Source organism: Maribacter sp. UBA3344 (assembly GCF_002362375.1).
Lineage (GTDB): Bacteria > Bacteroidota > Bacteroidia > Flavobacteriales > Flavobacteriaceae > Maribacter > Maribacter dokdonensis.
Genome location: NZ_DERI01000012.1, coordinates 204582 through 221233 on the forward strand (window position 1 = coordinate 204582; position 16652 = coordinate 221233).

Annotated in this window: 13 protein-coding genes; 11 read left to right on the forward strand and 2 right to left on the reverse strand. The window is 37.5% G+C overall.

Annotated elements, in window-relative coordinates; genetic code table 11:
• Positions 1-144: 144 nt before the first annotated feature.
• The 11 genes from B2Z27_RS10140 (at position 145) to B2Z27_RS10190 (ending at position 15036) form a co-directional block, all read left to right on the forward strand.
• Positions 145-1632, forward strand: coding sequence for a sulfatase-like hydrolase/transferase (locus tag B2Z27_RS10140; protein ID WP_286813556.1), 1488 nt, complete (start codon positions 145-147; stop codon positions 1630-1632).
• Between the two features lie 6 nt (positions 1633-1638).
• On the forward strand, positions 1639-3102 hold the full coding sequence (locus B2Z27_RS10145) for a sulfatase-like hydrolase/transferase (protein WP_286813557.1): 1464 nt from the start codon (positions 1639-1641) through the stop codon (positions 3100-3102).
• A gap of 45 nt (positions 3103-3147) precedes the next feature.
• Positions 3148-4581, forward strand: coding sequence for a sulfatase (locus tag B2Z27_RS10150; protein WP_286813558.1), 1434 nt, complete (start codon positions 3148-3150; stop codon positions 4579-4581).
• A gap of 139 nt (positions 4582-4720) precedes the next feature.
• Positions 4721-6256 carry a glycosyl hydrolase family 28 protein gene (locus B2Z27_RS10155; RefSeq protein ID WP_286813559.1) on the forward strand — a complete coding sequence of 512 codons (1536 nt, stop codon included), beginning with the start codon at positions 4721-4723 and terminating at the stop codon, positions 6254-6256.
• A gap of 78 nt (positions 6257-6334) precedes the next feature.
• Positions 6335-7990, forward strand: coding sequence for a sulfatase family protein (locus B2Z27_RS10160; RefSeq protein WP_286813560.1), 1656 nt, complete (start codon positions 6335-6337; stop codon positions 7988-7990).
• Between the two features lie 61 nt (positions 7991-8051).
• Entirely contained in the window at positions 8052-9419 is a 1368-nt protein-coding gene (locus tag B2Z27_RS10165; protein ID WP_286813561.1) for a hypothetical protein, read from the forward strand.
• Between the two features lie 34 nt (positions 9420-9453).
• Entirely contained in the window at positions 9454-11307 is a 1854-nt protein-coding gene (locus tag B2Z27_RS10170; RefSeq protein WP_286813562.1) for an arylsulfatase, read from the forward strand.
• 130 nt (positions 11308-11437) lie between these two features.
• The gene (locus tag B2Z27_RS10175; protein WP_286813563.1) at positions 11438-12184 is read left to right on the forward strand and encodes a DUF6250 domain-containing protein; all 747 of its coding nucleotides are present in this window, start codon (positions 11438-11440) and stop codon (positions 12182-12184) included.
• Positions 12185-12199: 15 nt separating this feature from the next.
• On the forward strand, positions 12200-13039 hold the full coding sequence (gene kduI / locus B2Z27_RS10180) for a 5-dehydro-4-deoxy-D-glucuronate isomerase (RefSeq protein ID WP_286813564.1): 840 nt from the start codon (positions 12200-12202) through the stop codon (positions 13037-13039).
• Positions 13040-13043: 4 nt separating this feature from the next.
• On the forward strand, positions 13044-13838 hold the full coding sequence (locus tag B2Z27_RS10185) for a gluconate 5-dehydrogenase (RefSeq protein ID WP_286813565.1): 795 nt from the start codon (positions 13044-13046) through the stop codon (positions 13836-13838).
• Positions 13828-15036, forward strand: a complete 1209-nt coding sequence (locus B2Z27_RS10190; protein WP_286813566.1) for a DUF4861 family protein — start codon at positions 13828-13830, stop codon at positions 15034-15036. Before B2Z27_RS10185 ends, B2Z27_RS10190 begins: the two co-directional genes overlap by 11 nt.
• Positions 15037-15115: 79 nt before the next feature.
• Here B2Z27_RS10190 and B2Z27_RS10195 read toward each other — a convergent pair whose 3' ends face one another.
• Together B2Z27_RS10195 and B2Z27_RS10200 are read right to left on the reverse strand one after the other, a co-directional pair.
• Positions 15116-16282 (reverse strand): alpha-hydroxy acid oxidase, encoded by a 1167-nt coding sequence (locus B2Z27_RS10195; RefSeq protein ID WP_286813567.1) that lies wholly within the window; start codon positions 16280-16282, stop codon positions 15116-15118.
• Entirely contained in the window at positions 16279-16614 is a 336-nt protein-coding gene (locus tag B2Z27_RS10200; protein ID WP_058105411.1) for an L-rhamnose mutarotase, read from the reverse strand. The genes B2Z27_RS10195 and B2Z27_RS10200 overlap by 4 nt, the downstream gene beginning before the upstream one ends.
• Positions 16615-16652: the final 38 nt, after the last annotated feature.

A 16652-nucleotide genomic window follows, 5' to 3' on the forward strand; every position in this document is an offset into this window, starting at 1 on the left:
ATCTATATTGAATGAACTATAAATTATATCGCAAATCTATATTAAAAATTACTTTCGATATAAGATCCATAATTCAGCAGTTCTATTGTTGTTGGTAAGTTGAACTAGGGGATAGATATTGATGAAATTAAATGAAATCAAAGAATGAATAAAGGCAGAGTTTTGAGCAAAGTAATCGTAGTTTTTTTAATAGCTATTGTTGGTCTTGGTTGTAAGGATAAAGAGAAGAATAAACCGGTTGAGGTAAAAAAGAAGCCTAACTTTTTATTTGTTCTGGTAGATGATCAATCTCCTTTCGATTTTAAATTTTATGATTCCACTTCATCATTAGATGCCCCAACGATAACCCAATTGGCAAAAGATGGTTTAATAGTAGATGATGCCAGGCACATGGGGGCAATGGTGGGTGCGGTTTGTACCCCATCTAGACATATGATCATGAGTGGAAGAACGGTTTGGAGCCTACCTTCTATGCAAGGATACATCAACCCTAACGCACCTGAAAATTTGGAGGAAAACACTATTGGTGCGGTTTTCAATAGAGCAGGCTATAGCACTATGCGTACTTGTAAAAAGGGAAATTCATATCCAAAGGCGAACAAACAGTTTACCGTGGTGAAAGATGCTACAAAACGCGGAGGAACAGAAGAGTCTGGTAGTGCTTGGCACGCTGATCAAGTATTGACTTATTTAGACGGTAGGGAAGAAACAGCAGACGAGAATCCGTTCTTTATTTATTTTGGTCTTTCACATCCACATGATATTCGGGACGGTACGCCAGAATTATTGGCAAAGTATGGTGCAACAAATCATACCGATAAGAAAAATCTTCCGCCTGCAAATGAAAATCAACCACCCTTACCAGAAAATTATTTAAATGCCCACCCTTTTCATCATGGGCATTTAGAATTACGTGATGAAGAAAATGTTAGTGGCGTTTGGAAAAATAGGGATGAGCAAACCGTTAGAAACGAAATAGGGAGGGAATATGCCTGTTCAGAAAATATTGATATTCAATTGAACAAGGTCTTAAATAAATTAGAGGCTATGGGAGAATTGGATAACACCTATATTATTTATACTTCTGACCATGGTATAGCGGTTGGGCGTCACGGTTTAATGGGGAAGCAGAATTTATATGAGCATTCATGGAGGGTGCCATTAATTGTAAAAGGTCCTGGTATAAAGGCAAATCAGCGTGTTAAGGGTAATATATATCTGACCGATATTTTGCCAACCCTGTGCGATTTAGCCGAAATAGAAATACCGGAAACGGTACAAGGGAAAAGTTTTAAGCCTATTCTTATGGGAGAGCAAGAAAGCCTTAGGGATGTCATGTACGGCGTGTATGCTGGCGGTTCAAAACCAGGTATGCGTACCGTAAAAAAAGGAGATTGGAAATTAATTAAATACGATGTTTTAGACGGTAAGGTTCGTGAGACACAATTGTTCAATCTTGCGGAAAATCCTAATGAATATATAGCAGAACATAGTAAACCTACAGAAATGCAAAATGACTTGTCAGAAAACCCAAAATACGCAGCTAAGTTGGCAGAAATGGAAAAATTACTTTTAGAGGAAATGGAAAATTACGGAGATCCATTCAGGTTATGGGATCAAGAAACTAAATAACTATACATGATGATTTTAAAAAACACACGTAGTATTACAATTTTAACGCTACTATTTTTTAGCGTATTAATGAGTTGGGCGCAACAAGCTAAAACAACGGAACAGCCTAATATCATTATTTTTCTTTGTGATGATCTAGGGTATGGAGATCTATCATCATATGGGCATCCTTTCATAAAAACTCCGAATATTGATAAGTTAGCGGCAACGGGCATTAGAATGACAAATTACTATGCTGCAGCACCGGTTTGTTCACCTTCCCGTGTAGGGTTGTTAACGGGGCGTAGTCCCAATAGGGCAGGGGTATACGATTTTATACCAGGTCCTAAGAAAAGTGAGGATTTAAGGGATAAGGTCCACTTGCAAGAAGGAGAGGAAACCATACCGGCAATGTTAAAAACCGTAGGTTATGAAACTGCTTTGGTTGGCAAATGGCACTGTAGTTCTTTATTTAATAATCCTGCACAACCACAACCAGATTATTTCGGGTTCGACCATTGGTACGCTACCCATAACAATGCATCGCCAAGTCATAAAAATCCAAAGAATTTTGTAAGAAACGGAGAGAAGGTTGGTCAGCAAGAAGGGTTCAGTTGTCAGTTGGTGGTAGATGAAGCTATGAGCTGGTTAGATAATAGAAAAGGAAATCATCCATTTTATTTACAGGTAACGTTTCATGAACCTCATGAACCGGTAGCTTCACCAGAAGATTTAGTGCAGGAGTACTTGCCATATTCCAATGGTCTTGCTGAAGCCGAGTTTTTTGCAAATGTTGCCAATGTAGATAAGGCTGTGGGCAGGTTATTAGCATATTTGGAAGAAAAAGGAACAGAAAATACCTTGGTCATTTTTACTTCTGATAACGGACCGGAAACATTTACACGTTACCCTGGCGCAAAAAGGACCTTTGGGCAAACAGGTGGTTTAAAAGGGAGAAAATTATGGACCACAGAGGCTGGTATTCGTGTTCCTGGTATTGTGAATTGGATAGGAAAACCTATGTATACTGGTACTACGGATGCTGTTGTATCCGCATTGGATTTTCTGCCTACATTATCAGAGCTTACCGGAGCCAAATTACCAAATAAAGAGTTAGATGGTGAATCCTTTTTATCCCTGATTAAAACAGGGAAATTTGAAAGAAAGAAACCATTGGTTTGGGGTTTTTACAATGCCTTAAACCAACATAAAGTTGCTATGAGATATGGTGATTATAAAATATTGGCACGTTTAAAAAACAACGGTGAATATCTTCCACAGATAATGAATGTATACGATGGTAATGAAGCTTTGATAAAAGAAAGTGAACTAACCGATTATGAGTTGTACAATTTAATTGAGGACAAAATGGAGTCCGTAAATCTAGTAGAAACAGAGCCCGAAAAATTTACGGAAATGAAAAAATTACTTCATACGGAGTATGGTAAGTTGCTAGAAGGTAGTCATATATGGAGAAATGAAGTAGACTAAGTAATAGTGGGGTGTAATATTAATGTTTTACTGTAAATGTGTTTTATGAAAAAGGTGATAGCTTTTGTTTTTATACTTTTTATGAGCTTACATCTCGTGGCCCAACAAAAAAATGTGCTTGTTATCTGTATAGATGATTTAAGACCGGAATTAAAATCTTTTGGTGCAGCATATATACATTCCCCTAACATAGACAGCTTAGTAAATAAGGGTAGGGCATTTACAAGGCACTATGTAAATGCCCCCAGTTGCGGCCCATCGCGTTATGCGTTTTTAACAGGACTATATGGATTGCAGTATAGGGGTGATGCTAATCAATCTTTATTCAAAAGGGCAGAAGAACTATCTGAAGATTCCAATGCTATTTCTCCAAGTATGCCAGAATGGTTCCGCAAAAATGGGTATACCACGGTATCGGTAGGTAAAGTTTCTCATCATCCCGGTGGTAGAGGAGGTACACTTTGGAATGATGATCAAGTACCTGAAATACCTAATGCTTGGGATAAGCATATTATGCCCGTTGCAGAATGGGAAACACCTAAAGGAGCAATGCATGGCTTGGCGTATGGTAAAGTGCGTACACCCAATGATAGAGATATCATTGAAACGGTAAATGGTGATGATAAAAGTTACCCGGACGGTCATATTGCAGAAGAAGGTTTGCGGCAGCTTGATTTATTGTCTAAAAAAGATAAACCCTTCTTTCTGGCAATAGGGCTCATAAAACCACACCTTCCTTTTGGGGTTCCTGAGCACTATTTAAAGTATTATGATGATGTTGAAATTCCTACTTCTCCACATACCTATAAACCAAAAGGGAAAACCACATGGCACGGCTCGGCAGAGTTCATGAATTATAATAGATGGGATAAGGATCCTAATATTGATAAGGAATTCGCTTTACAGCTTAAAAGGTATTACGCCGCATGCGTTAGTTATGCCGATAAGCATGTGGGTGATATCATTAAAAAGTTAAGGCAAACGGGTGCGGATAAAAATACGATAGTGGTTTTATGGGGAGATCATGGTTGGCATTTGGGAGAACATGCAATCTGGGGCAAACATAGCTTATTTGAAGAATCTTTAAGATCACCGTTAATAATTTATGACCCTTCCATGACTGGGAAAGGTCAAAAAAGTGATGCCATTGTAGAATCGGTCGATGTTTTTCCAACATTATGCGAATTAACGGATTTACCCGTTCCTGATTTTACCAAAGGAACATCTTTAATACCCATTTTAAAAGATGCCAAGGCAAGTGGTCATGAAGCTGTGGCAATTAAGGCACATGCAACTACCATACGAACAGATCAATACAGATTGGTTCAACATAAAAGCGGCGAAGTAGAATTGTATGACCATAATACACCAGAGGGTGAAGTGCTCAATATCGCAGAGGATCATCCAGAGACCGTACGGCGTTTAAAAAAATTGATCACTGCCAAAATGGGAATAAAAGCTTTTGTTTTCGCTGATTGATATATAGCCCATTGGTAAGTAAGTGTATAGCTATAGGTTATCATCACTTTGCAATATAATTTATATACATGGAGCATAGATTTATAGCCTTATAAGTTCAAAGAATTGATATTAGTGGACAATTATCAATACAGAAAAAATGGTAGGTATTTTGTCTTTAATAGCTGTTGAACAAAAAATGGCATTATGCTGTAAAATGTTACGGCGAAATATATGGTTACCTATTATTTTGTTTGGTTTGGTTTTGGTAGCACAGGTTAAGGTATATCCTGCACCAAATGGAATACAATTAGCTAAAACATATAAGGTAGCGGTAGATGGCTTGGATGTTCCTGTTTACTCTACTAAAATACCACCGTCTAAGCCCATACCAAGGTTGAACCCTTTACGGGGTGAGTTCGGTAAAGCATTTATTGCTTCTTTTGATATGAAGGGGAGTGCATCAGTTTCTATTGCATATCATGAAAAAGTGGAATCGGTAAAGATTTTACCCTCGTCTTATAACATAAAACCGAATTTTAAAGGAAATAGCGTTGATTTTCAATTAGATGAACCCGGTCATGTAACTATTGAAATTAATGGAGAGTGGCATGAATCTTTACATATACTAGCAAATCCTTTTGAAGAAAATATACCCGATCCCAATGACCCTAATGTCATTTATTTTGGACCGGGAATTCATAATATATCACAAATAACAGTTACTGATGGGCAGACCTTGTATGTTGCAGGTGGGGCCTATATAAATTGTGTAGTTCCGGAAATAGAGGAAGAAATTGAAATTAGAGGGCAATTAAGAAAAAAACCAACATTTATTTTAGAAGGAAAAAATGTAAGTATAAGGGGTCGTGGCATTATTGATCAAAGTGGTATTCCAAAAAAAGAAAGACGATACACAATTTTGGCGCTTAAAGCAGAAAACGTAAAGATTGAAGGTGTAACAATTTTTGATCCCAGTCATTGGACCATTCCTATTCAAAGTAGTGATAATATACATGTTGATAATATAAAAATTATAGGTTGGCGTGGTAATGCAGATGGTGTTGATATTACCAGTAGTAGAGATGTATTGGTAGAGAATTGCTTTATGAGAACGTTTGATGATGCCGTAGTGATCAAGTCCTTTGGCGGATATGGAGAGGTGAAAAACGTTCACACAAGAAAGTGTGTGGTTTGGAATGAGCTAGCCCATGCTTTTAGCATTGGGGCAGAAGTTCATGAAAATATCAGTAACGTACTTTTTGAAGATAGTGATGTTATACATGACGTAGGTAGGGAGACAGCGTTAAGGGTATATCATTGTGATGATGCGGTAATAAGCGATGTCACTTTTGATAATATCAGAATTGAAGAAGCCCGTAGGTTGATTTCCTGTTGGATAGGAAAAACACGCTGGACGGAAACCATGGAACGTGGACATATTAAAAATGTAACCTTCAAAAATATTACGGCAACTTCCGCGCCAATAGATACCACACTTACAGGGTTTCAAGATGGACCAGATTGGAAACCCTATAGCATTAAAGATCATGCAAGTATGGAATTGATCGGTTATGATAAAGATCACATTGTTGAAGGGGTAGTTTTTGACAATGTAATTCTAGACGGTAAAAAAATTCAAGTTGAAAATGTAATCATCAATGACTTTGTTAAAGATGTTGAGGTCAAGAAATAAATAAGCAACAATCCAGATAAAGCTAACAATCTTTCTTAGGAAAATAGAGCAATTTTAAGGTGTAAGAAAAAAGAATATATGAAACAGATAAAGCCATTTGGCAATCATTTATGCGTAATTGCGGTACTAATGATGTTCTTCTCGTGTGCTGGGAATAAAGAAGAAGCACCAAAAAAACGACCAAATATTTTGTTCATCATGTCAGATGATCACGCGTACCAAGCTATAAGTGCGTATGACAGTAAATTGATACAAACACCAAATATAGATAGGTTGGCAAAAGAAGGGATGTTGTTTACCAATGCCAGTGTTACCAATTCAATTTGTGCGCCATCAAGGGCAACAATATTAACAGGAAAGCATACCCATATCAATGGTAAAATAGATAATTTAATGCCCTTTGATACTACACAGGTTACTTTTCCTCAGATTTTTCAAGAAAACGGGTATGAAACTGCCATGTTTGGAAAGTTACATTTTGGGAATAATCCAAAAGGTGTGGACGAGTCTATGATATTACCAGATCAGGGATTTTATCTGAATCCGGATTTTATAGATACCAAAGGGGATACTACGACTATTACTGGTTATGTTACGGATATTATTACCGATTTAACATTGGGTTGGTTGCAAGAAAAGCGCAACAAGGAAAAGCCGTTTATGATGATGTACATGCACAAGGCGCCACATAGACCTTGGTGGCCAAGTCCGGAAAAGTTTGCGGAATTTACGAATAAGGAATTTCCAGAACCTGAAACCCTTTTTGATGATTATAAGAATAGGGGCACCGCTGCAAAAACGGCGGAAATGAATCTATTGACCCATATGATGTATAGTCATGATAGTAAAATTAGACCAGAACTTCTTCAAGAAATGGGTGATAAGGTATCACCAAAAGTTGAGGAATTCGAGAATGGTTTTTATGGTCCTTATGGCAGGGCAAATGCAGCTCAAAAAGCGAAATATGATGTGGTTTTAGACAAAATAAATGCTGATTTTAAAGCAAATTGGCCAAACATGACCGAGCAGGAAAAAATGCGATGGAAGTATCAACGCTACATGCAAGATTATTTAGCCTGTATTTCATCTGTAGATGATAATGTTGGTCGTGTTTTGGATTATTTGGATGAAAGCGGATTGGCAGAAAATACAATAGTGGTTTATACTTCTGACCAAGGGTTTTATTTAGGTGAGCATGGCTGGTTCGATAAAAGATTTATTTATGATGAGTCTTTTAAGACACCGTTATTGGTTCGTTGGCCCTATAAAATTACCCCTGGTAGTAAAGAAAATGAAATGGTACAAAACCTGGATTTTGCACCCACTTTACTTGAAGCCGCCAATATTCCTGTACCAACGGATATGCAAGGGGAGAGCTTAATGCCCTTACTAACGGGAGAAAAGGAAAAATGGGATAGAGATGCGGTGTATTACCAGTATTATGAATACCCTAGTGTACATATGATAAAACGTCACTATGGCATTGTGACCAAAGAATATAAGCTGATTCATTTTTATTATGATGTTGATGAATGGGAATTATATGATAGATTAAAAGATCCTCAAGAGCTCAACAACGTTTTTAATGATCCAGCGTATGCATCAGTAGTCAAAGAAATGAAAACAAAGTTAGATGAGCTCCGGGTAAAATATGGAGATTCATCTGAATTGGATCAGAAGTATATAGAGATTTATAAAAACATGAAAACAGAAAAGGAAAATGATTTTTGGTAAAAAAATAGATAAAAGTATTGTAATAAAAACCTTAGTTGTTGTTCATTTTTTGATTTGTAGTATGTCTTTATCTGCGCAAACCGAAGTTGCTTCATTGGCAGCTTTGGTACCCTATTTAGCGCAAGATAGTGTCAATGTAGTTGTAAAGAAAGGTGTATATAATATCACGGTAAAGGATATAGAAAATGGCACATTTAAATCTCACACAAATATTGATGATCATAATGCATTGGTGCTATTGTTGTTTAGTGGCAATAATAGTACTTATGATTTTACGGATGTGACCATTAACGTAGAAACAAAGGTCCTTACGGCATTTAAGAACTATCGTGAATTTTATGAACTTCAAATAACGGGTAATAACAATGTTATAAAGAACTTAACCCTGGCAGATGTAGGATCTGTGCATGACCATCCAACTAGAAGGGCTTGTAATGTGGTTATGGATGGAGCTAGCAACAGAATAGAAGGGCTACATTTAAGTACCAAAGGATCTTACCCGTATGGTTATGGAGAAACGTTTGGAAAAGGAGGCAAAAATGTAATCCCTCATTTTAAGCATTCTGCCTTTTTGGTTCGGGGTTATAAGAATCATGTGAAAAACTGTACAATAATTCACCGATCTTATGGACATGCCTTGTTTATGCAGGCGGCAGATGAACCGTTAATTGAAGGTTGTTATATAGAAGGTACCATGCGATCAACAGATGATATGCTTGCCGAAACCGGAACGGGTACAGATGGAGATAAAGCAGGTTTCATGACATATTTTGGGTATAAGTTACCACCAGGTTATATGATGAGCCTGGGCGAAGGAGGTATAAGAGCATATAATGGAGGGGAAACTATAATTGATGGTGTGGAGTATAACCGTGGAACTTCTAACCCAACGATCATTAATTGCACGGTAAAGAATATGAGGGCAGGTGTAACACTGACCCATGCAACAGGTAAAAAGTATGTGTCGGGAACTACAACTATTGGTTGTGAGAGAGGTTTTTGCATTGGCACGGGAGATATTGTAGATTGTTATGCAGATACCCAATATGGTCCAGCACTTGGGGTAGATTATATTACGGACAGTGGTACAAATGCAGATATAACCTTGCTACCGTATGAAGGGGAGTCCTATAACGGTAGTGGTCATGCAGCCATCATTATAGGAAGCAATCATAAAATTACCCTTAGGAGTGCTATCCCTGATCCTGATCAGAATTTAAAAATTCAAATTGGTGGTGATAACAAAACGATAGGCTTACTAAAATCAGATGAAAATTATACCGCATCGCATATTTTACTTCATAATTTAACAGCGTATCCCATTGTTCTCGATGAAGATAGCAGTGGTATTAAGGGAGTATCTGCGGGTAAGGTTATAGATGAAGGGCAAAATAATCACCTTTCTTATAAATCAATTTTTCAAGATTAGAATACAAATAACGCACAAGAATTATAATATATCTATGTTTTTAAAATCATATCTATCGGTATTCAAGTTTCATAAAATATCCGTAGTCCTTTTGGGGACTATGGTCCTACTATGCACATCATGTCAAGAGGAGAAAGGTCCGGTCTCCGCCGTTGAAAAAAAGCCTAATGTAATATTGATATTGGTAGATGATCAAGGTTATGGTGATATCGCGGCTTTGGGTAATCCATATATAAAAACGCCGAATATAGATAAGCTGCATGCTACAAGTGCCAGATTTACGGATTATCACGTAAATCCTACTTGTGCGCCAACAAGGGCAGCACTTTTAACAGGGCATAATGCAAATAGAACGGGAGTTTGGCATACCATTAACGGTAGGTCTTTATTATTGGAACGAGAAACGACCATGGCCGAGATTTTTAAGGAGAACGGCTATTCCACTTCAATTTTTGGTAAATGGCATTTAGGGGATAACTATCCGTTTAGACCAGAAGATAATGGTTTTGATGAGGTATTGTCTCACGGCGGTGGCGGTATGGAGCAAACTATGGATTATTGGGATAACGATTATTTTGATGACATGTACATACATAATGGGGAATTAAAAAGATTTGAAGGGTACAGTACAGATATTTGGTTCAATGAGGCAATTAAGCATATTGAAAAAAATAAGGATAAACCTTTCTTTTGTTACCTACCTACCAATACTGCGCATTCACCATATTTTGTAGCGGATAAGTATATAGCACCATATAAGGATAATGACGCCATTCCGTTACCAGCTTTCTATGGTATGATTGCCAATATAGATGAAAATATAGGTAAGTTGGTTGACTATCTGGAAACCTCAGAATTGATGGATAATACCATACTTATCTTCACCACCGATAACGGTACCGCACAAGGAGCCAAAACAGATGGACACCGATTAGACGGCTTTATTAAGAAAGGTTTTAACGCAGGTATGCGTGGGGTAAAAGCCAGTAAATACGAGGGTGGTCACCGTGTGCCACTATTTATCCATTGGAAGAATGGAGGAATTACCGTTGGTAAGGATATTAATGAGTTGACCGCTCATTTTGATGTATTGCCAACTTTGGTAGAAATGTGTGGTTTAGAGGTGGATGATGATATTTCTTTTGACGGGAAGAGTTTGCTGCCCCTAATCAAAGGGGAAAGCAATGATTTTAAAGAACGTATTGTAATTACCAATTCTCAGCGTACCGAGAATCCTGAGCCATGGCGTAGAACATCCTTAATGCAAGGTAAGTGGCGATTGGTAGATAGTACCGAGCTTTATAATTTAGAAACTGATCCAGAACAGCGAGAGAATATAGCCTCTATGCATCCTGAAAAAATGAAACAATTTAAGGAAGCATATGATCAATGGTGGCAAGATTTGCTTCCAACGTATAATGATCTTCCAAGAATTTATGTTGGTCATGAAAAGGAAAATCCTACCAAATTGTATTGTCATGATTGGCATACAGAAGGAGATAGCCCTTGGCACCAAAGGCATATAAGAACGGGTTATAGGGATAATGGTTATTGGGCAATACATGTGGACCAGCCAGGTACATATTCAGTAAAACTGCGTAGATGGCCAGAAGAAACACAGTTGGCCTTAAATGCAGAGGCACCTATTAGACCAGCAAAAGAAGGGACCAGTGTTTCTGCAAGTAAACCCGGTAAATCTTTACCAATTACCAAAGCGAGGTTAAAAGTGCAGCATTTCAATAGTGAAATTAAAGTGGATTCTACTCAGAAATATGCAGAATTTAAGGTGGATTTAACCGAGGGGGAAGCTGAACTGCAAACATGGTTTACATTGGATAATAATGAAACACTTGGTGCATATTTTGTAAGCCTAGAAAAAATTGAATAGGTTAATTGATTGATTTTTAAGGGTTAAATATATTGTGATTCATAATTTATCGATAATGAATCATGAGTTATAAGTATATGGGGATTATTTTTTCATATTGCATAAGGTCATTAGGCAACTTAAACAGGTTATGGGTAAACACAATCAAAATTTTAATATCGCAGCATTGGTGTTAATGACCTTTCTGTTTAATTATGGCTGTGCCCAAACGGCTAAAGTAATGGTCTTGAATGATTCTTTAGAAGTGCGATCTACACTTTTATATGAGGAAAATTTTAATGGAGACCTAAGTTCTTGGCAGGTGGAACAGATGCCTGGGGGAATAGCTAAAATCAATAATGAAAAGCTTGAAATTGATGATGTCGCAGGTTGTACAATTTGGTTTAAAAAAGAATTATCCGGACCAATAATGATCGAATACGATGCCTATATCATATCGGACGGAGGTGAAAACGACCGGGTTTCTGATATGAACTGTTTTTGGATGGCGAAAGATGTAGAACATCCTGATAACTTATTTGAAAATTCAGCCAAAAGACACGGTAAGTTTACAAATTATGATAGTCTACGGCTGTATTATATGGGCGTAGGTGGTCATGACAATACCAAAACCAGATTTAGAAGATATGTAGGTAATGGAGAAAGACCGTTATTGGCAGCACATGATTTTTCTAAACAGGAGTTTTTGTTAGAGCCCAATACCACGTATCATATTAAAATCATTGCGTATGACAATGTTATTCAATATTACAGAAATGGAGTCAAAATGATCGATCTAAATGATGATGATCCTTATACCAGTGGATATTTTGGGTTCAGAACGGTGAACAATCATATGACAATTGATAATTTTAAAGTATACAGATTAAAACAATAATAAATATATAATTAAATGTCTACAACCTATAATACAAGATACGCTTCTAGCCCAGAGGCAGTTAAGAAATACGATACAACCGCTTTAAGGGACGAGTTTTTGATCAATGACCTTATGAAAGAGGGCGAAATCAATTTCACCTACACCCATTACGATCGCTATATTGCCGGTTCTGCAGTGCCAAAATCTAATTTGAAACTGGAAACTATTGATCCTTTAAAGGCAGCGTTTTTCTTGGAGAGAAGAGAAATGGGTATCATCAATGTAGGTGATTCAGGAGCCGTTGAAGTAGACGGTGTAAGTTATAGTCTTGGTCATAAAGACGCACTCTATATTGGTATGGGTGCAAAAGATGTTATTTTTAAAAGTGATGACCCTAAAAAACCGGCTAAGTTTTATATCAATTCAGCACCGGCACATACCAATTTTCCAACTAAAAAAGTAAGCTTGGAAGAGGCGAATAAATTGGAGCTTGGGTCCTTGGAAACTGCAAACCATAGAACGGTTAGTCAAATGATTATTGGTGGAGTGGTAACTACATGTCAGTTGCAAATGGGTATGACCAAGTTAAAGACCGGTAGTGTTTGGAACACTATGCCGGCACACGTGCACGATCGTAGAATGGAGGTATATTTTTATCTAGATGTGCCAGAAGGTCAAGCAGTTTGTCATTTTATGGGTCAACCCCAAGAAACAAGACATATATGGATGCATAACCACCAAGCGGTAATTTCACCACCATGGTCTATACATTGTGGGTCAGGAACTTCAAATTACACCTTTATCTGGGGTATGGCAGGTGAGAATTTAGATTACAGTGATATGGATGTTGCTGCAATAACAGAATTAAAGTAAAATTATGTCTACAGAATTATTTAGTTTAAAAGGAAAAGTGGCATTGGTAACCGGTAGCACCCATGGTCTAGGTATGGCAATGGCAAAAGGCTTGGGACTTGCAGGTGCAAAGTTGATCGTTAACGGTAATTCATCGCAAACTAAGATTGATGATGCCGTTGCATTTTATAAATCATTGGGTATAGATGCATACGGATTCAAGTTTAACGTAACCGATGAAAAAGCGGTTGAAAAAGCTATTAACGATATTCAAGCTTCAGTTGGCACCATTGATATTCTTGTGAATAATGCAGGGATCATTAAAAGAACACCTCTAGAAGAAATGGAAGTTGAGGACTTTAAAGAAGTTATCAATGTTGATTTAGTGAGTCCGTTTATAGTATCTAAACATGTGGTGAAAACCATGATAGCCAGAAAGCAAGGTAAGATTATTAATATTTGCTCAATGATGAGTGAATTGGGTAGAAATACCGTAGGGGCTTACGCGGCCGCAAAAGGCGGATTAAAAATGTTGACCCAAAATATGGCTACAGAATGGGCTAAGCATAACATACAGGTCAATGGTATAGGACCAGGGTATTTTGCAACCAGTCAAACCGCGCCTATACGTGTAGATGGTCACCCTTTCAATGAATTTATTGTAAATAGGACACCGGCAGCAAAATGGGGAGACCCAGATGATTTGGCAGGTACAGCGGTATTTTTATCGTCTAAGGCGAGCGATTTCGTAAACGGACATATTTTGTATGTAGATGGTGGTATTTTGGCAACCATTGGTAAACCAAGTAATGAAAACTAAAATTATGATTAACCAGATCCATTTAAAGTATTGTGCAGTAGTAGTTACCTTATTTTTAATAGGCTGTACAGGTGAAAAACCGTTAGAAATTGAAGTTGTAAATCATTTGAATATTGATCGTTCATTGGAGACCGTTGAAATTGATTTGGCACTTTTACAATCTGACGAATCTTTAAAATTGGTCACGGGAAAATCGTACAAAGTCAGTGAAGTAGGTAGTGGTACTGAATTAGTTTCGCAGCTGAGCGATGTTGATGGAGATGGCGCGGCAGATGTTCTTCTGATTCAACCGGAAATAGCGGCAAATTCAAGTAAAACTTTTAACATCACACTTAAGGAGGCTGTAGCAGGGTCAGAAGATGTTCCTACATGTTATTCAAGATTTGTTCCGGAGCGAACCGATGATTATGCTTGGGAAAATGATAGGGTAGCATTTAGAACCTATGGTCCTGTGGCGCAAAAAATGATAGAGGATAGTATACCCGGTGGAACATTATCCAGTGGTATGGATGCGTGGTTAAAAAGGGTGGATTATCCAATAATCAATAAATGGTACAAGAAAGAATTGGAAACTGAAGGCACTTACCATGAAGATGACGGCGAGGGTTTAGATAATTTTCATGTTGGCACCAGCAGAGGAGTAGGTGGTATTGCTGTCAAGGTGGACACTACATATCAATTTTCAAGAAATTTTACAGATTATAAAACTATTGAAACCGGACCGCTCAGAACTAGTTTTTGGATTACGTACGCACCATGGAAGGCGGGAGATAAAACCATAGCGGAAAAGAAGTTTATTTCTTTGGATCGTGGAAGTAACCTGTCTAAATACAGAGTTGAAGTCAACGGCTCGGAAACCATTTCCGTTGGCCTTACACTTCATGAAAAAGATGGGGAAATTGCTGCTGAGGTAGAACAGGGTTGGGTCAGTTATTGGGAACCATATTTTGGCTCTGAATTAGGAACAGGTGTTGTAGTTCCTGCCAACGCTATGTTGGGATATGATAAATATATGACCAATGCCAAAGATCTAAGTAATTTGTATGCACAAGTTAAAGTGATAAATGGCGAAGCGGTTTATTATACCGGATTTGGATGGAAAAAAAGCAAACAATTTAATAGCAAAGAAGAGTGGAACGCTTATTTAAAGGAATTTGCCCAAAAGGTGAACGCACCATTAGAAGTTAAAGTGAAGTAGTTGGTTACTTATACGGATGATTGTTTTGCACCATAGTTGAGTTATATGAACTCATAGCAAAACAATCATCCATTTTATATTAGTTGATTTTTTTAATCAAATGATTTGGAAAATCTTTCGTGTTCTCACAGCATACTTGCTCCATTACCTGTTGTAATTCGGTCTTTAATAATGAAATCGTATGATTTCCTCCTTCATTTCCCAATGCCGCTACACCGTACATAAAAGAACGACCTAAAAAGGTGAATTCAGCACCAGAAGCCATTGTTCTGGCAATATCCGGACCAGAGCGTAAGCCGCTATCCATCATAACTTTTATTTGGTCGCTATATTTTTCTGCAATTCTAGTCAACGGTCTTATAGTAGATTCCCCTGCATCTAATTGTCTACCACCGTGGTTAGAAACAATAATACCATCAATACCCAGTCGTATGGCTTTTTCGGTATCCATTTCAGAAGCCACGCCTTTGAGTACCAATTTACCTTTCCACATATCGCGGATAGGTTTAATTTTTTCCTCGTTTAATCTACCGGTAAAAGTTTGGTCCATGAATTTTCCTAGTTGTTTTAAATCTAGGTTTTTGGGCATATAAGGCTTAAGCGTTTCAAAGTTGGGCTGACCATGAATTAGGGTTTTCATTGCCCATTCTGGTTTTCCTAAAATTTGTAGAATATTCTTTACGCTCATTTTTGGTGGCATAGCCAATCCATTTCTAATGTCCCTTGGTCTAAACCCAAAAGTTGGTACATCTGATAAAATAACTAGAACTGGGCATTCTGCCTGTGCAGCTCGGTTGATCATATCATCGCGTAATCTATTTTCGGTCGGATGATATAATTGAAACCATGCCTTACCTTCGGTAATTTCAGAAATTCTTTCAATACTACTTGTAGAAACCGTACTTAAAACAAAGGGTACATTGTGTTCAAAAGCCGCCTTGGCTAGAATTTCCGGAGCATTGGGCCACATGAGCCCCTGGAGACCAACTGGTGCTATACCAAAAGGAGCATCGTATGTATGCCCAAAAAGTTCGGTTTTCATATCGGATCCCGTATGCTTACTTAAATAGCTGGGCGATAATTCCACTTTTCTGATATCGCTCGTATTTTTAATGAGGTTCACATCTTCATTACAACCACCATCCAAATATTCAAAAGCAAATTTTGGAATTTTTTTCTTCGCCTTGTTTCTTAAATCGGTAACTGAAGGGTATTTGTTGTTAATGGCAATTTTGGCTTTACTCATAATTCAAATATTTTGTTCATTAGTCGCCATTTTTCTCCTGGTTTTGAGTTTGGTATAGCTTGTTGATACTTCCACATTAAAGTTTCCCATTCTTGCACTTTGACATTTCTTTCATCAGCTTGTTGCTTTTTGTCAAATGAGAATAAGGGGTTGGTTTCCATAATCATGAAAAGCCTGTTTTCTACTAGATAAATATCTAAATTTTCAATGTGAGAACCTTTGATACTTTCAATAATTTCTGGCCACACATTTTTATGGTGCTCAATATATTCGTTGATCAACGTTTCATCGTTCTTCAAATCTAACGCAAAACAATGTTTTTGATTCTTCATGCTAATTCTGATAATATTTATGGGTCATTCGCAAAACA